The organism is Cupriavidus sp. AU9028 (assembly GCF_019795295.1).
Taxonomy (GTDB): domain Bacteria; phylum Pseudomonadota; class Gammaproteobacteria; order Burkholderiales; family Burkholderiaceae; genus Cupriavidus.
Genome location: NZ_JAIMCG010000003.1, coordinates 1 through 24013 on the forward strand (window position 1 = coordinate 1; position 24013 = coordinate 24013).

Genomic DNA, 24013 nt, shown 5'->3' on the forward strand with positions numbered 1-24013 from the left:
TGGCCGTCACCGCCTGCATGCGCAAGCTGCTCACCGTGCTGAACGCCATGATGAAATCCGGGCAGCCATGGCAGGACAACACGCCCGCTTGACACGGTTGCTCTCCCGCAAGCGGGCGAGGGGAGCAAACCAGGAGCGTTCAACATGCCGCCGGTGCGCTCTCCTCTCCCGCAAGCGGGCGAGGGGAACAAGCCAGGAGCGGTCGACATGCCGCCGGTGTGCTCCCCTCTCCCACTTGTGGGAGAGGGGCGGGGGGAGAGGGTATCGAGCGCCGCCCTTGGCGTCAGCGCCGATTCGTCAGCCCTTGCGCGCCGTGCGCGTGGCCTTCTTCGCGGCCTTGCGCGATGCCTTCGCGGCGGTCTTGCCCGACGCCTTGCCGGCCGCCTTCGGCGACGCCTTCTTCGCGGCAGCGGCCGTGGTCCCGCTGGCGCGCGTGGCAGTCTTGCGGCTGCCGCCCGCGGCACCGGACCGGCTCCGCGTGCCGCGGCCCTTGCCCGGTACCGGCGCTGCTTCCAGCGGCGTATCGATCGGCGTGATCACCGCCTCGAACAGCGGCTGCTCCTCGATAACCCGATCCAGCGTCTCGTCGAACGACTCCTCGGGCTTCGAAGTACCACCCAGCAGCGCCGCCAGCTGGCGGCCCTTCTTGCGCCCCGGCAAGGCATGCGCCGCCGGCACGTGCGGCAGCGGATCGGCCCCCGGACGCGAACGCAGGCTGCGCGCGGACGGCTCCTGCATCAGCCGGAAGTCGATCTTGCGCGCGTCCAGGTCGACACGCGAGACCTGCACGCGCACGCGGTCGGTCAACCGGTAGCGGATGCCGGTGCGCTCGCCGCGCAGTTCGTTGCGGGCCTCGTCGAACTGGAAGTAGTCGCTGCCCAGTTCGCTGATATGGACCAGTCCCTCGACATACAGCTCGTCGAGTTGCACGAAGATACCGAACGAGGTCACTGCCGACACCGTGCCAGCGAACTCGTTACCCAGCTTGTCGCGCATGAAGTAGCACTTGAGCCACGCCTCCACGTCGCGCGAGGCTTCGTCCGCGCGGCGCTCGTTTGCCGAGCAATGCACGCCCAGTTCGTCCCAGATGCCCTCGTTGCGCTTGGCGCGCGCGGCCTGGCGCTCGGCCTTGCCGGTGTCGTCCTTGGCCTGCATGCGCCTCGCCTTGGGCGAGACCGCGGTATTGAACACGGTGCCGGCCGGGAACACCGGCTGGTACTTGGTATGCGCCAGCACCGCCTTGATCGCCCGGTGCACCAGCAGGTCGGGATAGCGCCGGATCGGGCTGGTGAAATGCGCGTAGGCCTCGTAGGACAGGCCGAAGTGACCGATATTGTCCGGGCTGTACACCGCCTGCTGCATCGAGCGCAGCAGCATGGTCTGCAGCATCGGCGCATCGGGACGCGCCTTGATCTTGTCCATCACGTCGGCGTAGTCCGAGGCCTGCGGCTTGTCGCCGCCGCCCAGGGACAGCCCCGCGGTCTTCAGGAAGTCACGCAGCGTCTTCAGCTTCTCGTCGTTCGGTCCCGCGTGAATGCGGTACAGCGCTGGATGCTTGAAGCGCTCGAGGAAGTCCGCCGCGCAGACGTTGGCGGTCAGCATGCATTCCTCGATCAGCCGGTGCGCATCGTTGCGGGTGCGCGGCAGGATCTGCTCGATCTTGCCCTGCGCGTTGCAGACGATATAGGTCTCGGTGGTATCGAAGTCGATCGCGCCACGGGCATGCCGCGCCTTCAGCAGGACCTGGAACAGCTCGTACAGGTTCTGCAGATGCGGCACCAGGTCGGCGCGCTTGTGCGCCTCCGGACCCTTGGTGTTCGACAGCACCGACCACACCTCGTTGTAGGTCAGCCGCGCGGCCGAGTGCATCACCGCCGGATAGAACTGGTAGGCCTTCAGTTCGCCCTTGCTGCTGATCACTGCGTCGCACACCATGCACAGGCGATCGACCTGCGGATTGAGCGAGCACAGCCCGTTGGACAGCTTCTCCGGCAGCATTGGAATCACGCGGCGCGGGAAGTAGACGGACGTCGCGCGATCGAGCGCGTCGTTGTCCAGCCCGGTGCCGGGCCGCACGTAATGCGACACGTCGGCGATCGCCACGATCAGGCGCCAGCCTTTGGCGCGGCCGATCTTGACCGGCTCGCAGTACACCGCGTCGTCGAAGTCGCGCGCATCCTCGCCGTCGATGGTGACCAGCGGTACGTCACGCAGATCGATGCGGTGGTCCAGATCGGACTCGCGCACCTCGTCGGGCAGCGCGGCGGCCTCCTTGACGGCGGCCGGCGAGAACTGATGCGGCACGCCGTACTTGCGCACCGCGATCTCGATCTCCATGCCCGGATCGTCGATCTCGCCCAGCACCTCGACCACGCGGCCGACCGGCTGCACATAGCGGTCCGGATAGTCGACGATCTCGACGCTGACCACCTGCCCCGCCTTGGCCTTGCCCTGCGCGCCCGGCGGGATCAGGATGTCCTGGCTGATGCGCTTGTCTTCGGGTGCCACCACCAGCGCGCCGTTCTCGTTGAGCAGCCGGCCGATCACGAAGCGATTGGCCCGCTCGACGATCTCGACGATCTGCCCTTCCGGACGGCCACGGCGGTCATAACCGACCACGCGCACCTGCGCGCGGTCGTTGTGCATCGCCTTCTGCAGCTCGCGCTCGGGCAGGTAGATGTCGTCCTCGCCGTCGTCGCGGATCAGGAAGCCGAAGCCATCGCGATGGCCCTGCACCCGGCCCACGATGAAGTTGGGCTGGTGGGCCAGCTCGTAGCGGCCCTTGCGGTTCAGTTCGATCTGACCGTCGCGTTCCATCGCGGCCAGGCGTTTCTGGAAGCCGTCATGCTCCTTGCGCGTGACGGCGAGCGCCTTGGCGATGTCGCCAGCGGACAGGGGCGCGCCGGAGGTACGCAGCACACCCAGAATTTCTTCCCGACTCGGGATCGGATAGTTGTTGTGATTCAATTTCTTGGCAAAAAGATTTGACAAATTGTTTGTCGTCGCTATAATGAGCGCTTCGGTTGTTTCGACACCTGCCCAGGTGGCGGAATTGGTAGACGCACTAGGTTCAGGTCCTAGCGGTGGCAACACTGTGGAGGTTCGAGTCCTCTCCTGGGCACCAGCTTCAAAGAGAAACCCGCATCGCTTACGGCGCTGCGGGTTTTTTCATTTCCGCCGTCCACATGCATTGCATGAAGGATGCCAGCACCGGCCATCGTTGCGACCTTGCGTTGCGCGCCGGCTGCCGACGACACTGCGGTCCGCCCGGCTGCGCGTTGCCCTTGCTGCCTTGATTGGTCTTGCTTCGATGGGTCCTGCCTGGCGCCGGTTCGATGCTGCACCCGCTCTCCTTCGTTTGCACCGCGCGCGATGGCGCGCGGTTCCGCTCGCAGTTTAGCAGCTTCAGTGGCGATTCCGGCATTCAATGCAACAGGGCGACCACATCGGCCGCCCCGTCGCATCGCACTTATCCTTGCGCCGCCTCGCCCGGCGCGCCGCTGGCTTCGGCACGCTTGCCGCGCTTGAGCCACGCCGCCAGGTTGTGCGGACGCAGCGTGTCGTATTCCTCGAACGGCTGGTGAATCCAGGGGTTCGACGGCAGGAAGCTGACATGATAGTCGGGCTTGACCTTCGAGCACGCCTTGTACCACAGCACGGCCGAACGAACTTCCGTCACCGCCGGGTAGCGTTCCTGCAGATGGCGGCCAACGCGCTCCAGCGTGACACCGGAATCGACCAGGTCGTCGACCAGCAGGATCTTGCCAGCCAGTTCGCCCTTCGTCATCGTGATGTACTGCGCGATGTCCAGGTCGCCCTGCACGGTGCCCGCCGCCTCGCGGTAGCTGCTGGTGGCCAGGATGGCCAGCGGCACATCGAAGATCCGCGACATCTGGTCGCCCACGCGCAGGCCGCCACGCGCCAGGCACAGGATCTTGTCGAAGCGCCACCCCGACTCATGCACGTTCAGCGCCAGGCGGGCAATCAGGCGGTGGTATTCGTCCCACGAGATCCACAGGTTCTCGTCGTCATTGGTTGGCAGGATCATGTGATGCTCTTGTTGTCAAAGGGCGAAGCCCGCGCATGGCGGGCTCCGGTTGCCTTTCCGGCTGGCGCCCGGCTCGTTCGTGGCGGGCGCCTTGCGCTGGGTCAGACCTTGTAAGGATGGCGCAGCAGGATCGTTTCGTCGCGGTCCGGGCCGGTCGAGATCATGTCGATCGGAATGCCGACCACTTCCTCGATCCGCTTCAGGTAGGTGCGCGCCGCCTCGGGCAGCGCATCCCAGCTCTTGACGCCGAAGGTCGATTCGTTCCAGCCAGGAAAATCCTCGTAGACCGGCTGGCAGCGCGCCACGGCGTCCGAGCCGCGCGGCAGCATGTCGATCGACTTGCCATCGAGCTGATAGCCGACGCACAGGCGGATGGTCTCCAGCCCGTCGAGCACGTCCAGCTTGGTCATGCACAGGCCCGACACGCCGTTGATCTGCACCGAGCGCTTGAGCGCCGCGGCGTCGAGCCAGCCCGTGCGGCGCGGCCGGCCGGTGACCGAGCCGAACTCCTTGCCGACGTTGGCCAGCCGCACGCCGACCGGGTCCTGGCTGCGGGGATTGTCGTTGTCGTACAGCTCGCTGGGGAACGGGCCCGAGCCAACGCGCGTGCAATAGGCCTTGGTGATGCCCAGGATGTAGTGCAGGCGGCCCGGACCGACACCGGCGCCGGCAGTGGCCGCACCGGCCACGCAGTTGCTCGACGTGACGAACGGATAGGTGCCGTGATCCACGTCCAGCAGCGTACCCTGCGCGCCTTCGAACATCAGGTTCTCGCCGGCGGCGTTCATCGCATACAGCTCGGCCGACACGTCCGCTACCATGGGCTTGAGGCGCGGCGCATAGGACAGCGCCTCGTCCAGCGTCTGCTGGAAGTCCACCGCTTCCGCGCCCAGGTACTGGGTCAGCATGAAGTTGTGGAAGTCCAGGTTCTCGCGCAGGCGCTCGGCGAACAGTTGCGGATCGAACAGGTCCTGCACGCGCAGCGCGCGGCGGGCGACCTTGTCTTCGTAGGCCGGGCCGATGCCGCGGCCGGTGGTGCCGATCTTGCCGGCGCCGCGGCGCAGCTCGCGCGCGCGGTCGATGGCAACGTGATACGGCAGGATCAGCGTGGTGGCCTCGGAAATGCGCAGGCGGTTCTGCACCTGCAGGCCGGCCGCTTCCAGCTCCTCGATCTCGCGGAACAGGGCCTCGGGCGACAGCACTACGCCATTGCCGATATAGCAGATCGTGCCTTCGCGCATGATCCCCGACGGAATCAGGCGGAGGATGGTCTTCTTGCCATTGATGATCAGCGTGTGACCGGCATTGTGGCCACCCTGGAACCGCACCACGCCCTTTGCATGATCGGTAAGCCAATCGACGATTTTTCCCTTGCCTTCGTCACCCCATTGGGTGCCGATCACGACGACGTTGCGTCCCTGGCCTACTGCAGAAGCGGACATGTTGACTTTGGTCAGAAGGTTTAAAAACGTATTCTACTCTCTTGGGCGGGAGGGTCCCTGGCTGGCGCCGGCTGCCCTCTCCCCCGGCCCCTCTCCCGCTTGGCGGGAGAGGGGAGCAAACCGGCAGCGCTCGAAGGCCCACAGTCTTTCTCCCCTCTCCCCGCTTGCGGCAGAGGAGCCGGGGGAGAGGGCCAGGGAGCGCCCGCCACAGCGGCAATCAGCGCGCCACCACCACCCAGCGCTGTCCCTCGCGCACCAGATGCCGGTCGCAATTGAACTCGTCGAGCTCGTGCGTATGGCCCGGCAGCGACTGGATCACGATCTCGCCGCCCTCTCGCAGCGCGGCGATCGCCGTGCGCAGGGCCGGATCCGGGTCCCACGGTGCAAAGATGGCCAGCGCCCGCACTTCCACCGGCGACAGCGACGCGACCTCGCGCAGATCCAGCGAGAAGCCCGTCGCCGGCCGTGCGCGGCCGAAGGCTTCCCCGACCTTGTCATACCGCCCGCCCCGCGCCACGTAGTTGGGCAGGCCGGCGACATAGGCGGCGAACATGACTCCACTGTGATAGTGGTAGCCGCGCAAGTCGGCAAGGTCGATGTTGACGTTGGCGCCGCGCACCTCGCTGGCGAGGAAGGCCAGCTCGTCCAGCGCGCGGCCGATGGCCGGGCTGGCCGGCAGCACCGCCCGGGCACGGTCAATCACATCCACGCCACCATAGAGGGTCGGCAGCGCCAGCAGCGCCTCTCGCTCGGTCTCGGGCAGGCCGACGGTCAGTTCGCGCAGGCCGGGCACGTCCTTGTTCTCCAGCGCGTCGAACAGCGCCTGCTCATTGCGGCGTGCCGCCGGCACGCCGTCCAGCAGCGCCGCGACGATGGCGGCATGACACAGGTCCAGCCGCACCTCGCCCAGCCCCGCCGACTGCAGCGCCGCCAGCATCAGGTTCTGCACCTCGACGTCCGCCTCGAGTCCTGCATGGCCGTAGATCTCGGCGCCGACCTGCAACGGCTCCCGCGTGGCATGAAAACCGGCCGGGCGGGCGTGCAGCACATTGCCGGCATAGCACAGGCGAGTCACGCCAGGCCGGTTCAGCAAGTGGGCGTCGATGCGGGCCACCTGCGGCGTGATATCGGCGCGCAGGCCCATGGTGCGTCCGGACAGCTGGTCGACCAGCTTGAAGGTGCGCAGATCCAGGTCGTGCCCCGTGCCGGTCAGCAGCGATTCGATGTACTCGAGCATCGGCGGCATCACCAGTTCGTAGCCATAGGTACGGAACAGGTCGAGCATGCGCCGGCGCAGCTCCTCGATCTTGCGGGCTTCCGACGGCAGCACGTCGGCGATGTTCTCGGGAAGGAGCCAGTGATTGGACATGATGACGTCTCGTATTCAGAACGGTTGCGCGAGGACGGCCTGTGACAGGCACCGCGGGAAACGGGCGGCGTATTGCGCAACCGGACAAAACCCCGGCGAGCCGGGGTTTTGCACAGCAAACCGCGATGGACTGCCGGGACCTAGCGGCGGGGCGCCGCGGCACCGCCGCCCGGAGCGTTCATGTAGCGGAAGAACTCGGAATCCGGTTCGACCACCAGCACGTCGCGCTTGTCGCGGAAGGTGTTGCGATAGGCTTCCATGGTGCGCCAGAACTGCGCGAACTGCGGATCGCGGCCGAACGCCTCGCCATAGATCTGCGACGCGCGGGCATCGCCCTCACCCTTGATCTTCTGCGCTTCCCGGTACGCCTCGGCCAGCACCACTTCGCGCTGGCGGTCGGCATCGGCACGGATCTTCTCGCCCTCGGCCGCACCGGTCGAGCGCAGCTCGTTGGCGACCCGCTTGCGCTCGGCCTCCATCCGGCGATAGACCGATTCGCTGATCGCCGGCAGCAGGTCGACCCGCTTCAGACGCACGTCGAGGATCTCGACGCCGACCGACTTGCCGTATTCGGCCATGCTGTTGCGGATGTTCTGCATGACCTTGTCACGCTCGCCCGCCACCACCTCGGCCACTGTGCGGCGGCCGAACTCCTCGCGCGCCGCGGCATCGATCCGCTGCGTCATCCGGTCCTGCGCGCCGCGCACATTGCCGCCGAAGGCGACGAAGAACTTGCGCGGATCGGTGATTCGCCATTTGACGAACCAGTCCACCATCATGCTCTTCTTCTCGGCGGTCAGGAAGCGCTCGCCCGCGGCGACGTCGATGGTCTGCAGCCGGCGATCCATGAACACCACGTTTTGCAGCGGCGGCGGCAGCTTGAAGTGCAGGCCGGGCTCGCGCACCACCTGCTTGATCTCGCCGAAGGCGAAGACGACGGCGTACTGCCGCTGGTCCACCACGAAGACCATCGACGACGCGATGGCCAGCACGATGAAGAGGCCGATGGCAAAGGAAATCAGTCGGTTCATCTTGGGGTCTCTCCTCAACGGGACTCGCGGTCACGGTTGCGCAGCGCTTCGCGCGAGCGGGTGTCGATGCCGGCCTCGGGGGCGGGCGCCGGTGTCACCGGCGGCGGCATCGTCCCGGACGGCACGCCTCGCGTGTCGCCTTGCGTCTGGGTGATCAGCTTGTCCAGCGGGAGATAGAGAAGATTGCTGCCCTGGCTCACGTCCACCAGGACCTTGGTCGAATTCGAGAAGATCTGCTGCATCGTCTCGACATAGATGCGATCACGCGTGACCTGCGGCGCGCGCGCGTACTCGGCCTGTACCTGCTGGAAGCGGGAGGCATCGCCCTGGGCCTGCGCGATCACGCGGGCCTTGTAGGCCTGCGCTTCCTCGCTCAGGCGGGCAGCGGTACCCTGCGCGCGCGGGATCACGTCGTTGGCATACGCCTGGCCCTCGCTGATGGCGCGCTCGCGGTCCTGGCTGGCCTTGTTGACGTCGTCGAAGGCCGCCTGCACCTGCTCAGGCGGCTGCACGCTCTGCACGTTCACCGAAATCACGCGGATGCCGGTCTTGTAAGCCGACAGGATGGCCTGGATCGACTTGGCCAGCGCCTGCGAGATCTGCTCCCGGTTCTCGTACAGCACCGAGTCCATCTTGTTGCGGCCAACGATCTCGCGCACCGACGTTTCCGCGGCCTGCGTCACCAGTTCCTCATCGCCGCCACGGTCGGTCCGGTTGAAGAACAGGAATTCGGTCGCGTCCTGGATATCGTACTGGACCGTGAAGCGGACATCGACGATGTTCTCGTCCTGCGTCAGCATCGACGAGTCCTTCAGGTTGCTGTCCTTGATCGAGGTCGAGCGCCCCACTTCCACGGAACGCACCGCGGACAGGTTGACGATCTCCGCCGACTGGATCGGCCATGGCATGCGCCAATTGATGCCGGGGCCGGTGGTGTACTTGAACTTGCCAAACTGCAGCACCACCGCGGTCTGGCCTTCCTGCACCATGAAGAAGCCGCTGGCCAGCCAGATGCCGAGCACGGCGACGACGATCACGCCGGCGCCCACGCTCGATCCCCGGCCAGGGGCACGCGGCCCGCCAAAGTTCTGATTGTTGTTGCCGCCGCCGTTGTCCTTGCGGCCGAACAGCCCGTTCAGGCGGCGATTGAAATCGCGCCACAACTCGTCCAGGTCCGGGGGACCGTCCTGTTGCGGACGGTTCTGGCCGCGGTCGCGCCCGTCCTTGTCCTCATCGTCCGGACCGCCGCGACCCCAGCGCGGATCGTTGAGCGACAGGATCGCGCGCAGACGCTGCCAGCCGCTCATGCGACGGGCACCTCGGGCAAGGCTCGAATGGATTGTCCGGGAGAACTGGGGCATGTAGGGCACGGGTCCGGGAAAGTTTGTAACGGGGGGATTCTAGCAGCCATCGACGCCACTTTTGCTCATTTCCTGCTGGCGGCACCGGCGGGAACGCGGGCGAGGCCCTGCCGGGCAGGGCCTGCCGCCGCGCTCTACCGCGCCCGACGCCGCGGGCGCGCTCAGCCCCCTGCGGGACCAGCGGCACGCCGGCGCGGCGGGGAATCGTCCAATGGCGCCTCGTCGGCGGCATCGTCGCCACGGCCCTCGGGCAGCTCGCCCCCGGCCTTGTCATCGGCGGCATCCAGCAAGTTGTGGTCGTCGGGCCCGCCCTCGGCGTCGCCGTCCTGCGCGTCCAGGCCGTCGCCATCCCAGGGCCCGTCGTACGGGCCGACGATATCGGCCAGCCGCGGATCCGGCGTCTGCGCCGGCGCCGGCCGGGATGCCAGCCACTGCGCCGCCTCGACGATCGCGGCGCGCAGCGCGTCCAGACCGATGCCGTCGCGCGCACTGATGTAGACCCGCACCGGCCGCCCTTCTTCGTTGCGCTCGACGCGCGCGCCCTGCTGCTCGAGCTCCGGCGCGGCATCGATCTTGTTCATCACCACGATCTGCGGAATCTCGTCCGCGCCGATCTCGGCCAGCACGCGGTTGACCTGCTCGATCTGCTCATGCCGCACCGGACTCGATGCGTCGACCACATGCAGCAGCAGGTCGGCGTGCACGGTCTCTTCCAGCGTCGCGCGGAACGCGGCCACCAGTTGCGTGGGCAAGTCGCGGATGAAGCCGACCGTGTCGGACAGCACCACGTTGCCGAAGCCTTCCAGATAGAGGCGCCGCGAGGTCGTGTCCAGCGTCGCGAACAGCTGGTTGGCGGCATAGGCGCGCGCCTTGGTCAAGGCGTTGAACAGCGTGGACTTGCCCGCGTTGGTGTAGCCGACCAGCGACACGCTGAGGGTCTCGTTGCGCTTGCGCGCCCGCCGCTGCGTGGTGTGCTGGCGCTGCAGCCGCGACAGGTCCGCCTTGAGCCGCTTGGCGCGCTCGTCCAGCATGCGGCGGTCCAGTTCGAGCTGCCGCTCGCCGGGGCCGCCACGCACGCCGATACCGCCGGTCTGCCGCTCCAGGTGGCTCCAGGCACGGACCAGGCGAGAAGCCTGGTACTGGACCTGCGCGAGTTCGACCTGCACCTTGCCGACGTGGCTTTGTGCCCGCTGCCCGAAGATGTCCAGGATCAGGCCGGTCCGGTCGATCACGTGGCGCTTGAGGAAGCGCTCCAGATTGCGCTGCTGCGCGGGGCTCAGGGCATGGTTGAAGACAACGATGTCGGCGTCCAGCGCGTCGGCCGCTTCCTTCAGCTCCTCGGCCTTGCCGCTGCCGATGAACAGTGCGGGGTCGGGGCGCGAACGCTTGCCCGTCAGCGTATGGACGGGCATGGAGCCGGCGGTGGAGGTCAGCAGCGCGAGCTCGCTCAGGCTTTCCTCGAAGTCATGCTTGCCGAAGTCCACGCCGACAAGAACGGCGCGCGTGGGTTCGGTGGGGGATGTATTTCTCGTTTGCAAATTGGGAGCGCGTCAGGGCGCGGCAAAAATCGGTGAACGAAGTGGAGGGCCGGGTTTCAAGGTTGGACCGTGCAACCCTTGCCGCGTTCGTCGGCGCCATCAAAGCGATCCCCCAATAGCGATACCGCGCCAGCCCTGTCAGGCACTGGCGCGGTGCGGGTGACCAAAGGCCGCGGCAAGGCGCGGCCGAGAAGGAGATCAGCCTTCGGCGGTGTCGTCGACGCGGAAGTTGACGGCGCGTGCCGGAACGACGGTGGAAATCGCATGCTTGTAGACCATCTGCGTCACGGTGTTGCGCAGCAGGACGACGTACTGGTCGAACGATTCGATATTGCCTTGCAGCTTGATGCCATTGACGAGGTAGATCGAAACCGGCACGTGCTCCTTGCGCAGCGCGTTAAGGAACGGGTCTTGTAGCAATTGCCCTTTGTTGCTCATGGCACACTCCAAATTTATAGATTTAGTGATCGATGGTGGGGACCAGGGCCCCCAAATTCAAGTCGAGCGACGCAAGATCGCGTCAAAAAAAGTCAAAACGGTACCAAGCCGGCATCAACTGGCGGGGCTTCCCCCGCTACCGTGAATTTAGCCGCAGTTCAAAACGAACGCAAACGAAACTTGCCCGTCACAACCCGCCCAGAAGGCTGATACGGGCGTCGGTCCAACCCGGCAGCCGCCCTCCTTCCATGCTTTCGTGCGGCCGTCTTTCGACTCACTCCTTCGAGTCGGCGTACGGATTTTTGTTCGTGCGGAATTCGATGCGCAGCGGCGTGCCTTTCAGGTTGAAGGCCGCGCGGAAACGGCCTTCGAGGTAGCGCCGATAGGTTTCGGGCACGGCCGACAGCGAATTGCCGTGCACCACGATGATCGGTGGATTCGATCCGCCCTGGTGCGCGTAGCGCATCTTGGGCCGGGTGGGCCCGACGCGGCGCGGCTGCTGGAACTCCACTGCTTCATGCAGCACGCGCGTCAGCTTCGGCGTGGGCAGCTTGACCATCGCCGCGGCATAGGCCTCGTCGACCGAACGCAGCAGTGCGCCGATGCCGGTGCGCTCGCGCGCCGAGATGAAGTGGTAGTTGGCAAAGTCGAGGAATTGCAGCTTGCGCTGCAGATCGTGCTTGACCCGATCGCGGGTGTGGCCGTCCAGGCCATCCCACTTGTTGACGCCGACCACCAGCGCGCGGCCCGATTCGACGATGAAGCCGGCGATGTGCGCGTCCTGCTCGGACACGTCCTGCTGTGCATCGAGCAGCAGGATCACCACGTTGGCGTCCGCGATCGACTGCAGCGTCTTGACCACCGAGAACTTCTCGATCGCCTCGAAAACCTTGCCGCGCTTGCGCAAGCCGGCGGTGTCGATCAGCGTGTACGGCTTGCCGCCACGCTCGAACTCGACATAGATGGCATCGCGAGTGGTGCCCGGCATGTCGAAGGCGATCACGCGCTCCTCGCCGATCAGCGTATTGACCAGCGTCGACTTGCCGACGTTGGGCCGGCCGACGATGGCGATCTTGACGCCGCGCGACTGCGCGTCCTCTTCCTCGGCCAGCTCCGGCCGCTCCTGCACCGCCGCCTCCAGCGCCTCGTCCACCAGCTGGCGCACGCCGTCGCCATGGGTCGCCGAGACGGCATAGGGGTCGCCCATGCCAAGCTCGTAGAAATCGGCGGCGACCGAGGTGTACTTCATGCCCTCGGCCTTGTTGACCGCCAGCATGATCTTGCGGCCAGTCTTGCGCAGATAGTCGGCAATCACGCGGTCCTGCGGCGCGAGCCCCAGCCGGCCGTCGACGATGAAGATCACCACGTCGGCCTCGACCACCGCCTGGCGGGTCTGCTTGGCCATCTCGGCGACGATGCCGTCCTTGGCTACCGGTTCGAAGCCGCCGGTATCGATCACGATATACGGACGGTCGCCCACCCGGCCCTCGCCGTAATGGCGGTCACGGGTCAGACCCGGAAGATCCGCCACGAGCGCATCGCGCGAGCGCGTCAGGCGGTTGAATAGCGTCGACTTGCCCACATTGGGACGGCCGACGAGTGCGATCACTGGTTTCATGCGAAATGGCGAAGCCGGGCGCGCCTTGTACGCGCCCGGCTCTCGAGAATGTCAGTTGGTCCGACAGCCTGGCACGCTGTGCCCGGCGGCGTCCTGTCGGTTGAAAAGCTGGCCGCGGCGGCGCGGCCGAAGCCGTCGGTCCGCCGCGGCCGGCGGGAAGCGCCGCCGCGGGCGGCGCGGCCTTGCTGCCGCGCCCGCTCCCGGGAGCCGCCGCAGCCGCTCCTAGCCCGGAATATACCCGTAGATGTCGCCACCGCGGCTCTGCACCACCAGGGTCTGGCCGGCCAGCACGGGCGCCGCGGCGATCGGGTCGCTGCCCGCACGCACCCGGGCGAGGAACTGGCCATCCTCGCGCGACAGGAAGTGAACGTAACCCTCGTAGTCGCCGACCACCACCGAGCGGCCTACCGCCAGCGGGGTGCCCAGGCCACGGTTGCGCAGCTTGTCGTTGCGCCAGCGTTCGTTGCCGTTCTGCCGGTCGAAGGCGAAGAACACCGAGCGCTCGTCGCTGGCGAACAGCGCGTTGTCGTCCTGCGCCGGACCGGTCGGCGACGAGAATTCCTTGCCCCACTGCGGCTGGCCCGTCGCCAGGTCCATGCAGCCGACGCGGCCCTGGAAGGTCGTCGCGCACACCTGGCGGCCGTTGACCATCGGCAGGCCGGTGACGTCGTTCAGACGCTCGATCTCCGATACGCCCTTCGGATAGGAGATCGTGCTTTCCCAGCGCAGCACGCCGTTGGACGGCGTCAGCACGCCCAGCTTGCCGCCCGGGAAGCCCATCACGATGCCGTCGCCGGCGAACACCATGCCCATGCCGACGCGCAGGTTCAGCGGCGTCTGCGTGCGCTGGTAGACCCAGCGGCGCTCGCCGGTGCGTGCATCGAAGCCAAACACGCGCGTGTCGGTGGTGCGCACCACCACCAGCCCGCGGCCGACCAGCGGCGCGGTCAGGACTTCGCCGTTGACCTGCTTCTTCCACAGCTGCTTGCCGCTGGCATCGAAGGCGAACACCGCCCCCTTCTCGCCCGCCACCGCGGTCACGGTGCCATCGCTGCCCGGACCGGTGGTCAGGTCGACGTCCGTATCCGCCTGCCACAGAGTGCGGCCGGTGGCGCCGTCCAGCGCCATCACGTCACCGCCATGCGAGGACACATAGACCTTGTCCTCGACCGCGAAGGGCTGCAGCGTGTAGGGGCCGCTCTTGCCGACGCTGGCACGCCAGGCCTGCTTGACGGTCAGCGTCTGGGTGACGGGCTCCAGTTCGGCGGGCGGGTTCTTGTCCGCCTTGCCGAACAGCGAGCAGCCGGTGAGCACGGCGGCGCAGGCAACGGCAGTCAGGGCGCTGGCCCAGCGGCCTCGGCGTTGCATGTTTGCGGCTCCATTCGGCATCGACATCATGAGGTTGCGTTCCTGAAAAAAGGGGGAAGCGAAAAAACCGGCCAGCGGCCGGCGCCATCGATTGGATTCGGGGACCTGCCGGATCGATTGGCTCAGGCGGTACCGAGCGCGTCCAGCTTGAACTGGATGATCTGGCGCATGCCGGCGTCATTGGCGCTCAGCTTGTCCAGCGCCTGACGATAGGCGGCGCGCGCATCGTCGCGCTTGTCCTGCGCTGCCAGCAGGTCGCCACGGCGATCCGCATACAGCGAGGCGAAGGCGGCCGGCGGCTCGTCCTTGAGCAGCGCGAGGCCCTGGTCATAGGCCTTCTCGTCCAGCAGCACGCCGGCAAGGCGCACCCGCGCCAGATGCGAGTACTCCGCATCGCCATGGTCCACGGCCCATTGCAGCTGGGTCTTCGCCGCGGCGCTGTCGCCGGCTTCGTACAGCACCTTGGCCGCGACCAGCGCGGTCATCTGGCCATACGCGGTCTTGCCGTACTTCTGCTGCAGATCGCCGGCGGCGCGCTGGATGCGCTTCACGTCGCGCGCCTCGGCGGCCTTCATCACCTGCTCGTAGAGCACCGCGGCTTCGCCGGCCTGCTTGCGCTGCCAGGCGTTCCAGCCGTTCCACGCGGCGAAGGCCAGCAGGCAGGCGATCAGCACCCAGGTAAGGAAGCTGCCGTACTGGCGCCACCACGCCTTCAGGTTCTCCAGCTGTTCCTGCTCTTCCAGATCGTATGCCATCTCGTCGGTTCCACCTGCGTTGCGGTTGCGCGAGCGCCTGCGAGGGCGCCCGATGTTCTTGTGTCCCCGCCCCTGCGGGCGGATTGCGGACGGTTCGGCGGCTCAGTCGCCGGCGCCGACCATCGCGTCGATCAAGGTCTCGACCAGCTGCTCGGCCGGCACGGTCTGCTGCTGACCGCCTTCGCCGGCGGCCGCGTCGCGCAGCGACTTGATCTGCACCACGCCCTTGGCCACCTCGTCCTCGCCAATGATAACGGCATAGGCCGCGCCGCTAGCGTCGGCGCGCTTCATCTGCGACTTGAAGCTGCCGCTGCGGCCATCGGCGGTGGCATGCAGCACCACATCCAGGCCCGCGTCGCGCAACCGCTCCGCGGCGATCATCGCCTGCAGCGACGCCGCCTCGCCCTGGTGGACGACATAGACATCGCAGCCCTCGACCTGCGGGCCCAGGCCTTCCTCGCGCAGCAGCTCGATGATCCGCTCGATGCCCATCGCCCAGCCGCACGCCGGCGCGGCCTTGCCGCCCATCTGCGCGATCAGCGGGTCGTAGCGGCCGCCACCGGCGATGGTGCCCTGCGCGCCCAGCTTGTCGGTCACCCACTCGAATACCGTCAGGTTGTAGTAGTCGAGCCCGCGCACCAGCCGCGGATTGATGGTGAACGGAATGTTGTTGGCCTTGAGCACCCGCTGCACGCCCTCGAAGTGGGCCAGCGACGCTTCGCCGAGGAAGTCGATCAGCTTGGGCGCGTTCGCCGCCATCTCCTGCAGCGCCGGGTTCTTGGTGTCGAGCACGCGCAGCGGATTGGTGTAGAGGCGCCGCTTGCCATCCTCGTCGAGAATGTCCTGGAAGCCTTCCAGATACTTGATCAGCTCCTCGCGGTGCGCCGCACGCTCTTCGGCCTGGCCCAGCGAATTCAGTTCGAGACGCACACCGGTCAGGCCGAGGTCATCCCACAGCCGCTGGCACATCAGGATGATTTCGGCGTCGATATCCGGGCCGGCGAAACCGAGCGCCTCGGCGCCCAGTTGATGGAACTGGCGGTAACGCCCGCGCTGCGGCCGCTCGTGGCGGAACATCGGGCCGGTGTACCACAGGCGCTTGGGACCGTCGTACAGCAGGTTGTGCTCGATGGTCGCGCGTACCGCCGCGGCCGTGCCTTCGGGACGCAGGGTCAGCTGCTCGCCGTTCAGCGAATCGGTGAAGGAGTACATCTCCTTCTCGACGATATCGGTGACTTCGCCGATGCCGCGCACGAACAGCTGCGTCGGCTCGACGATCGGCGTGCGGATCTGCTGATAGCCATAGGCGCGCAGCATCGCGCGGGCAGCATTGTCGAAATGCTCCCACAGCGGCGCGTCGGCGGGCAGCATGTCGTTCATGCCCTTGACGCCTTGCAGCGCGCGCGGCGCGCGGGTCTTCTCGTTGCTCGCGCCGCCATTGGACGGCGCCTGGTTTTCGGATGCGTTCATGGTTGTCATTCTGTGTTGCACGCCGGGCGCTGTCGGCAGGCCCCGTGGCAAGGCGCAGCAGGCCCCGCTATCGCGCCCGCGCGCCTATCGGCGCTGGCGCCGCCGCGCTAGGCCGAAGCCACCGCGTTCTTGCCGTAATGGGTGCGCACGTATTCGTCGACGATCGCCTGGAACTCTTCTGCGATCCGCTCCCCGCGCAGGGTCTTGACCTTGACGCCATCGACGAAGACCGGTGCGGCGGGCGATTCGCCCGAGCCTGGCAACGAGATGCCGATATTGGCATGCTTGCTCTCGCCCGGTCCGTTGACGATGCATCCCATCACGGCCACGTCCATGGTCTCGACGCCCGGATACGCCGTCTTCCACACCGGCATCTGCTCGCGCAGATACGACTGGATGCTCGCGGCCAGTTCCTGGAACACGGTGCTGGTGGTGCGGCCGCAGCCGGGGCAGGCAATCACCATCGGCGTGAAGTTGCGCAGGCCCATGGTCTGCAGGATTTCCTGCGCGACGTAGACCTCCTTCTCGCGCGGGGCGCCAGGCTCCGGCGTCAGCGAGATGCGGATGGTATCGCCAATGCCCTCCTGCAGCAGCACGGACAGCGCCGCGGTCGAGGCGACGATGCCCTTGCTGCCCATGCCGGCCTCGGTCAGCCCGAGATGCAGCGCGTAATCGCAGCGGCGCGCCAGCTCCCGGTAGACCGCGATCAGCTCCTGCACCTGCGACACCTTGCACGACAGGATGATCTGCTCGCCGCGCATGCCGATGTCCTCGGCGCGGCGCGCCGACTCGATGGCCGAGGTGATCAGCGCTTCCACCATCACGCTCTGCGCCGGCCACGGCTCGGGCCGGCTGGCGTTCTCGTCCATGATGCGCGCGAGCAGATCCTGGTCCAGGCTGCCCCAGTTGACGCCGATACGCACCGGCTTGTCATATCGGCACGCCAGTTCGATCATCTGCGCGAATTGCGTGTCGCGCTTCGCGCCCTGGCCGACGTTGCCCGGGTTGATGCGGTACTTGGACAGCGCCTGCGCGCAGTCCGGATAGTCCTGCAGCAGCTTGTGGCCGTTGTAGTGGAAGTCGCCCACCAGCGGCACATCGACGCCCATCCGGTCCAGCTGGTCGCGAATTGCCGGCACCGCTGCGGCGGCTTCCGGCGTATTGACCGTGATGCGCACGATTTCGGAACCGGCACGCGCCAGTTCCTTGACCTGGATCGCCGTGCCGATCGCATCGACGGTATCGGTGTTGGTCATCGACTGCACGCGCACGGGGGCGCCGCCGCCAATGGCCAGCACGTTGTCGCCCCACCGCACGGTCGCCTGACGGGTGCGCCGGCGGGGCAACGGGCCGGGAAGAACCGGCGAACAGGGCTGTTGATTCATCGTTCTGCTACGTCCCGGCGGACCCGGCGTCATGGCGTCGTTGTCGCGCCATGGCCGCCCGGTCCCGCCTGTCTCTTGCGTCTGCCGGCAAGCGCCCCATCAGGGCAGCGTCAGCCGGGCCACGTTGTTGCGGTTTGCCGCGGCGAGGTCGACCGGCTGGCCGTCGCGCGTCATGCTCTGCACGCCCTTGACGTTGCCGATCACCACCTTGTACGGCGGCTTGCCGCCGCCGCGCACCTCGTCGCCCGCGTGGGCGGTACCGCCGAGGATCACCTTGCCGCTATTGTCGCGGATCTCATACCACGTCTCCGCGGCGAAGCGCAGCGCCAGTTCGCCTGCCCCGGTCGCCGCGGCAGCCGCGGCAGCCGGTGCTGATGCCGGCGCCGTGGCCAGCGAGGGCGCCGCCGCCGGCTCGGATGCCGGCAGTCCCGCCGACGGTGGCACCGGCGCCAGCGGCGTCGCCAGCGTCGGCGAGGCAGCAGCTTCGGGCGCCGAGGCTGCGTCGGCGGCCGTCGCCGGTTCGGCACCGCCCAGTTGCGGCAGCACCGCCGTCACGGTCCCCGGCTCGCCAGCGGCCGGCGCTGCCGGGTCGGGCTCGCCCTGCCCTTCCACCACGGTACCCGGCGTCTGCTGCTGACGGGCCTCCAGCCACTCGCGCGCATGGTCATAGCCGAACACCGCGCCGAACGCCAGCACCACCAGCACCAGTGCCAGCCACACCCAGCGACCGCGCGAGCTGGAGTTGCTGCCCGTGCTGAACGGCCGGCGTTCGTTGAAGCTCTCGTTCAGGCTGCCAGTCCTGCGGATCGCCACTTCGGGTCCCGGAGGGGCGGCCTTGGCATGGAAGCGCGCCAGCAGCGCATCGATATCGATGTGCAACATGCGCGCATAGGCGCGCATCAGCCCCTTGGCGAAGGTCAGGTCGGGCAAGGCCGCGACATCGCCGGCCTCGATCGCCTGGATCTTCTGCCTCGGCACCTTCAGCCTCGCACTGACATCCTCCACCGACATGCCCTGCGCGGCGCGTGCCTGCGCAAGACTCGACCCGATCTCATGCGCGATACCGTTCGCGTCGGTCGAGACGGCCTGCCCCTCGGCGCGCTCGTACTCACTCATCCCAAGCTCCTTGTTCGTATGCTGTCAGCTCGCGCGCGTGAGGAAAGCGCTCGCGCAATCGTCCGATCAGGTCGGCCTGTATCGCGGCGTCGCCTTGCCGATGCGCAATCCGCGCGGCCAGCCACAGCGAGGCCGCGCTTGCGCGCTGTCCCTTGTTAACGGCATCCAGCACGCTGGCTGCAGCACGCAAGTCGCCGTCGTGCAGGTACAGGCGGGCCAGGCCCATCGCGGCAGGGCCGTGGTCGGGTACCAGCCGCAGCGCCTCGCCGAAGCTGGCGCGAGCCGCGCTGGCATCGCCCTGCCGGAGCTGGCAGGCGCCCATGGTAGCGAGCCGGTGACCGGCGCCGTCTTCCGACGGCAAGGTCAATGCGCGCCGCAGTTGCGGCATCGCCTCGTCGTACCGCCCCTGCTGGCACAGCATCCAGCCGTGGTTGTTGAGCAAATCGCCGTCCGGTGCCGGTGCCGCCGCCAGCGCCGCGGCGAAACTGCGCTCGGCGTCCGCGGCACGCCCAAGCGCCAGCTCGGCCAGTGCCAGCACATGCCAGCCGCTGGCAAGGCCGGCATCGAGCCCGGTGGCGCGCATCGCCTCGTCGCGGGCAATCCCGGCCTGCCCCGCATGCAGATAGCCGGCGGCAAGCTCGGCGTGCAAGGCGGCGCGATGGCGTTTCGAGGCGGTTGCCGTTGTCGTTGCGGTGCCGGGCTGCGCCGGCATCCCGGACGCCGCCGGAGCCGTTTCGTTCGCCGTGCGGGCGGCTGCGGAAGCCGAACCCTGGCAGGCGGTCAGCAGCGCCGCTCCCGCCATCATCAACGACAGGACAGCGACCGGCAGACGCCTCATGCGGGCCGCGCTCCCTGCACGGCCACCGGCACCACCGGCGTGATCCGGCCAAAGCGGCCGCGCTCGGCAAGGCGGGTGCGGTCGCGCACGCGGCCCTCGGCGGCCAGCTGGCCGCAGGCGGCGTCGATGTCGTCGCCGCGCGTCTTGCGGATCGTGGTGACGATGCCGGCGTCGATCAGCACCTGGGCGAAGCGGCGGATCTGCTCGTTGTTCGAGCGCTTCAACCCCGATTCCGGGAACGGGTTGAACGGGATCAGGTTGAACTTGCATGGCACGTCGGCCACCAGCTTCAGCAATTCCCGCGCATGCTCGACGCCATCGTTGACGCCATCGAGCATGCAGTATTCGAAGGTAATGAAATCGCGCGGGGCGAATTCCAGATAGCGCTGGCAGGCCGCCATCAGCTCGGCCAGCGGGTACTTGCGGTTCAGCGGCACCAGGTTGTCGCGCAGCGCGTCGTTGGAGGCGTGCAGCGACACCGCCAGTGCGACCGGCAGGTCCTTCGCCAGGCGGTCCATCATGGGCACCACGCCCGACGTGGACAGCGTCACGCGGCGGCGCGACAGGCCGTAGCCATTGTCGTCCAGCATCAGCCGCATCGCCGGTACCACCTGGTCGTAATTGAGCAGGGGCTCGCCCATGCCCATCATCACGACGTTGGAGATGACCCGGTCATCCCTGGGACCGCGGCCCAGCTGGGCGCGCATCGCGAACTCGGCCATCCACAGCTGGCCGATGATCTCCCCGGTGCTCAGGTTGCGCGAAAAGCCCTGCTTGCCGGTCGAACAGAAACGGCAGTTGACCGCGCAGCCGGCCTGGGAGGAAACGCAAAGCGTGCCGCGCGTTTCCTCGGGAATGTAGACCGTCTCGACGGCATTGCCGTCGCCGACGTCGAGCAGCCATTTGCGGGTGCCATCGGTCGACACATGGTCGGTGATGACACCCGGCGAACGGATCTCGGCCCGCGTCGCCAGCTTTTCGCGCAGCGACTTGGCCAGATCCGTCATCGTGTCGAAGTCGCTTGCGCCGAACTGATGAATCCAGCGTTGCAGCTGCCGCGCACGGAACGGCTTCTCCCCGAGCTGGCCGCAGTAGGCGACCAGCGCGTCGGCATCGAGATCGAGCAGATTGACGAGAGCGTTCATGGAGGCAGTGATCTGAATGTCAGTCTAGTGGCGCAAGACAGACCGGACAATCAACGCGAATACACGTTCATGCCCGGGAAGAAGAACGCCACTTCGTTGGCAGCGGTTTCCGCAGCGTCGGAACCGTGGACGGCGTTGGCGTCGATGCTGTCGGCGAAGTCAGCGCGGATGGTGCCCTTCTCGGCCTTCTTCGGGTCGGTGGCGCCCATCAGTTCGCGGTTCTTGGCAATGGCGTTCTCGCCTTCCAGCACCTGGATCATCACCGGGCCCGAAACCATGAAGTCGACCAGATCCTTGAAGAACGGACGCTCCTTGTGGACGGCGTAGAACTGCTCGGCTTCGCCGCGCGACAGGTGCGCCATCTTGGCCGCGATGATCTTCAGGCCAGCGCCTTCGAAGCGCGAGTAGATCTGACCGATGACATTCTTGGCCACTGCGTCCGGCTTGATAATCGACAGGGTGCGTTCGATCGCCATAAAAACTCCGAAAAATGAAGGGGTTACCAATCGGGAAACGCAGGATTCTAGCACGAGACCGAGACGGATTCGACAGAAGCGATGGACCGTTACGCCGCGTCACGCAAGCGCTGCAAGCCGCACTTTGGTTGGATCGGCGCTGCCTGTGACCGCTGGGGAACACCAGCAGCCCGGGCCACTCAAAACCATGCGACGGCGAGGCGCCATCCCGCAGGAAAACCGCCTCGAAAACGTGATCTTCACGTAACGTAGCACTTGCAAACCGGCCGGGACGGTGCCACATTCACGACGTGTGCGCGCTGGCGTTCGCCGCGCCGCCTTATCCTGACCAGGAGTCATCATGAACGACAAGCTGAACACCTACGGTTTCGGCAATTCCGGCGCTGCCGCCGGTGCCGTTACCGTGCGCAACCGCGTGCTGCGCAACACCTATTGGCTGCTGGCCCTGTCAATGATCCCGACCGTGCTCGGCGCATGGATCGGGGTCGCCACCGGGTTCAGCCTGATGGCCGGCAGCCCCGGCATTGCGCTGATCCTGTTCCTCGCCATCGCCTTCGGCTTCTTCTACGCGATCGAGAAGACCAAGCACAGCGCCATGGGCGTCGTGCTGCTGCTCGCGTTCACCTTCTTCATGGGCTTGATGCTGTCGCGGCTGATTGGTTCCGTGTTGCAGTTCTCGAACGGCCCGGCGCTGATCATGTATGCCTTCGGCGGCACCGCAGCGGTGTTTGGCGCGATGGCGACCATCGCCACGGTCAGCAAGCGCGATTTTTCCAACCTGGGCAAGTTCCTGTTCGTCGGCGTGATCCTGCTGATCCTGGCGAGCGTGGCCAACATCTGGCTGCAGCTGCCTTCGCTGATGATCACCGTGTCGGTGCTGGCGATCGGCATCTTCTCGGCGTACATCCTGTACGACGTGCAGCGCGTGGTGAACGGCGGCGAGACCAACTACATCACGGCGACGCTGGCGATCTACCTGGACGTCTACAACGTGTTCGCGAACCTGCTGGCGCTGCTGGGCATCTTTGGCGGCAACCGCGAGTAAGGCGGCGAGTAACGGCGGCATCGCTTCCCTTGGCGGGAAGCGGCAACGAAAAAGGGCTGGCGCCATGCCAGCCCTTTTTTCATGGTTCGGCGCGCCGGCGCCAGATCGCGCTCAAGCGCGCTCGAACACCGCGATCGACTCGACGTGCGAGGTGTGCGGGAACATGTTGACGACCCCGGCGCCGCGCAGCCGGTAACCGGCCTCGTGCACCAGCAGGCCGGCGTCGCGGGCCAGCGTGGCCGGGTTGCACGACACGTAGACGATGCGCCGCGGCAGCACGTCGCTGCCGGTCTGCGCCAGTTCGGCCAGCGCCTTGCTGACCGCCAGCGCCCCTTCGCGGGGCGGATCGACCAGCCAGCGATCGAAGCGCCCCAGCGCCGCGATCGCCTCGCCGTCCACTTCGAACAGGTTGCGGCAGGCGAAGCCGACCTTGTCCTTCAGGCCGTTATAGTCGGCATTGGCCAGCGCCCGCGCGGTCAGCGCCTCGCTCCCTTCGATCCCCATCACCTCGCGGCCCTGCGTGGCCAGCGGCAGCGTGAAATTGCCGATGCCGCAGAACAGGTCCAGCACGCGGTCGCCCGGCTGCACGTCCAGCAGGCGCAGCGCCCGCCCGACCAGCACCCGGTTGATCTGGTGATTGACCTGGGTGAAGTCGGTCGGCTTGAACGGCATGCGGATGCCGAACTCCGGCAGCGTGTAGGCCAGCTCGCGACCCAGCGGATAGAACGGCACCACGGTGTCCGGCCCCTTCGGTTGCAACCAGAACTGCACCCCGTGGCGATCGGCGAACTCGCGCAGCAGCGCTTCGTCCGCCGCCGTCAAGGGCTCCAGGATGCGCAGCACCAGCGCCGTCACATCGCTGCCGACCGCCAGCTCGATCTGCGGCATGCGGTCGCGGATCGACAGGCCGGCGACCAGTTCGCGCAGCGGCACCAGCATGGCGGAGACATGCGGGGGCAGCACCTCGCAATTGGTCATGTCGGCGACGTAGCTGCTCTTGCGCTCGTGGAATCCCACCAGCACCCCGCCCTTCTTGACGACGTGACGCACGGTCAGGCGGGCGCGGTAGCGATAGCCCCAGTCCGGGCCGGCGATCGGCCGGAACACCACATCCGGACGAACCTTGGCCAGGTGCCACAGGTTGTCCTCCAGCACACGCTGCTTGATGGCGATCTGCGCGCGCGAGTCCAGATGTTGCATCGAGCACCCGCCGCAAACCCCGAAGTTGACGCAGCCCGGCTGGACGCGCATCACCGAGGCCTGCTCGATCTGCTCGAGGTGCGCCTGCTCGTAGCTTGGCTTGCGGCGGTAGCTGCGATAACGCACGGTCTCGCCGGGCAACGCGCCTTCGACGAAGATCACCTTGCCGGGCGTGCCGTCCTCGTTGACCAGCCGTCCGACACCGCGCGCCTCCATGTCGAGACTGTCGATGCGAACCGTCGAAGGTGCAAGGGGCGCGGCCGGCCGCTGCGGCGGCAAGGTCGCGGGCACCGCGGAAGAGGAGTCGGCCGACGGCGGGGATTGCGGGGAGGACAGGGCTTGAGACACCAGCGAAACCTGACGTATTGTT

General features: G+C 67.1%; 19 protein-coding genes and 1 tRNA gene. 2 read left to right on the top strand and 18 right to left on the bottom strand.

Annotation, left to right across the window (positions count from 1 at the left end; all coding sequences use genetic code 11):
* Positions 1–297: 297 nt before the first annotated feature.
* Entirely contained in the window at positions 298–2967 is a 2670-nt protein-coding gene (gene rnr, locus K6V06_RS04090; RefSeq protein ID WP_222240787.1) for a ribonuclease R, read from the bottom strand.
* 70 nt (positions 2968–3037) lie between these two features.
* Between rnr and K6V06_RS04095 the strand changes: the two genes are divergently transcribed.
* Positions 3038–3124, top strand: a tRNA-Leu gene (locus K6V06_RS04095).
* Positions 3125–3469: 345 nt separating this feature from the next.
* Here K6V06_RS04095 and K6V06_RS04100 read toward each other — a convergent pair.
* The 16 genes from K6V06_RS04100 to ndk form a co-directional block, all read right to left on the bottom strand.
* Positions 3470–4048 (bottom strand): phosphoribosyltransferase, encoded by a 579-nt coding sequence (locus tag K6V06_RS04100; RefSeq protein ID WP_222240330.1) that lies wholly within the window; start codon positions 4046–4048, stop codon positions 3470–3472.
* A 101-nt stretch (positions 4049–4149) separates the two neighbouring features.
* Positions 4150–5490 (bottom strand): adenylosuccinate synthase, encoded by a 1341-nt coding sequence (locus K6V06_RS04105; protein WP_222240331.1) that lies wholly within the window; start codon positions 5488–5490, stop codon positions 4150–4152.
* Between the two features lie 217 nt (positions 5491–5707).
* Positions 5708–6859: an ATP phosphoribosyltransferase regulatory subunit gene (locus K6V06_RS04110; protein ID WP_222240332.1), complete on the bottom strand. Its 1152-nt coding sequence runs from the start codon at positions 6857–6859 to the stop codon at positions 5708–5710.
* A gap of 140 nt (positions 6860–6999) precedes the next feature.
* On the bottom strand, positions 7000–7890 hold the full coding sequence (gene hflC / locus K6V06_RS04115; RefSeq protein ID WP_222240333.1) for a protease modulator HflC: 891 nt from the start codon (positions 7888–7890) through the stop codon (positions 7000–7002).
* Positions 7891–7904: 14 nt separating this feature from the next.
* On the bottom strand, positions 7905–9251 hold the full coding sequence (gene hflK, locus K6V06_RS04120) for an FtsH protease activity modulator HflK (protein ID WP_222240334.1): 1347 nt from the start codon (positions 9249–9251) through the stop codon (positions 7905–7907).
* A gap of 161 nt (positions 9252–9412) precedes the next feature.
* Positions 9413–10789 carry a GTPase HflX gene (gene hflX / locus K6V06_RS04125; protein WP_222240335.1) on the bottom strand — a complete coding sequence of 459 codons (1377 nt, stop codon included), beginning with the start codon at positions 10787–10789 and terminating at the stop codon, positions 9413–9415.
* Between the two features lie 198 nt (positions 10790–10987).
* The gene (hfq, locus tag K6V06_RS04130; RefSeq protein ID WP_017229727.1) at positions 10988–11227 is read right to left on the bottom strand and encodes an RNA chaperone Hfq; all 240 of its coding nucleotides are present in this window, start codon (positions 11225–11227) and stop codon (positions 10988–10990) included.
* Between the two features lie 274 nt (positions 11228–11501).
* Positions 11502–12845 (bottom strand): ribosome biogenesis GTPase Der, encoded by a 1344-nt coding sequence (der, locus tag K6V06_RS04135; RefSeq protein ID WP_222240336.1) that lies wholly within the window; start codon positions 12843–12845, stop codon positions 11502–11504.
* 222 nt (positions 12846–13067) lie between these two features.
* Positions 13068–14213, bottom strand: coding sequence for an outer membrane protein assembly factor BamB (gene bamB, locus K6V06_RS04140; RefSeq protein ID WP_255581600.1), 1146 nt, complete (start codon positions 14211–14213; stop codon positions 13068–13070).
* Between the two features lie 122 nt (positions 14214–14335).
* Positions 14336–14968 (bottom strand): tetratricopeptide repeat protein, encoded by a 633-nt coding sequence (locus K6V06_RS04145; protein ID WP_222240338.1) that lies wholly within the window; start codon positions 14966–14968, stop codon positions 14336–14338.
* A gap of 102 nt (positions 14969–15070) precedes the next feature.
* Positions 15071–16438: a histidine--tRNA ligase gene (hisS, locus tag K6V06_RS04150; RefSeq protein WP_222240339.1), complete on the bottom strand. Its 1368-nt coding sequence runs from the start codon at positions 16436–16438 to the stop codon at positions 15071–15073.
* Positions 16439–16545: 107 nt separating this feature from the next.
* Positions 16546–17823, bottom strand: a complete 1278-nt coding sequence (gene ispG, locus K6V06_RS04155; protein ID WP_222240340.1) for a flavodoxin-dependent (E)-4-hydroxy-3-methylbut-2-enyl-diphosphate synthase — start codon at positions 17821–17823, stop codon at positions 16546–16548.
* A gap of 99 nt (positions 17824–17922) precedes the next feature.
* Positions 17923–18939: a RodZ domain-containing protein gene (locus K6V06_RS04160; RefSeq protein ID WP_222240341.1), complete on the bottom strand. Its 1017-nt coding sequence runs from the start codon at positions 18937–18939 to the stop codon at positions 17923–17925.
* Positions 18932–19777 (bottom strand): tetratricopeptide repeat protein, encoded by an 846-nt coding sequence (locus K6V06_RS04165; RefSeq protein ID WP_222240342.1) that lies wholly within the window; start codon positions 19775–19777, stop codon positions 18932–18934. Before K6V06_RS04165 ends, K6V06_RS04160 begins: the two co-directional genes overlap by 8 nt.
* On the bottom strand, positions 19774–20922 hold the full coding sequence (gene rlmN, locus K6V06_RS04170; RefSeq protein WP_222240343.1) for a 23S rRNA (adenine(2503)-C(2))-methyltransferase RlmN: 1149 nt from the start codon (positions 20920–20922) through the stop codon (positions 19774–19776). Before rlmN ends, K6V06_RS04165 begins: the two co-directional genes overlap by 4 nt.
* Positions 20923–20972: 50 nt before the next feature.
* A complete protein-coding gene (ndk, locus tag K6V06_RS04175; RefSeq protein ID WP_222240344.1) occupies positions 20973–21398 on the bottom strand; it encodes a nucleoside-diphosphate kinase in 426 nt (141 codons plus the stop codon).
* 340 nt (positions 21399–21738) lie between these two features.
* Here ndk and K6V06_RS04180 point away from each other — a divergent pair, with 340 nt between their 5' ends.
* The gene (locus K6V06_RS04180) at positions 21739–22443 is read left to right on the top strand and encodes a Bax inhibitor-1/YccA family protein (protein WP_222240345.1); all 705 of its coding nucleotides are present in this window, start codon (positions 21739–21741) and stop codon (positions 22441–22443) included.
* 111 nt (positions 22444–22554) lie between these two features.
* On the opposite strand, the gene rlmD is transcribed toward K6V06_RS04180, so the two are convergent.
* Positions 22555–23934, bottom strand: coding sequence for a 23S rRNA (uracil(1939)-C(5))-methyltransferase RlmD (rlmD, locus tag K6V06_RS04185; RefSeq protein ID WP_370637393.1), 1380 nt, complete (start codon positions 23932–23934; stop codon positions 22555–22557).
* Between the last annotated feature and the right edge of the window lie 79 nt (positions 23935–24013).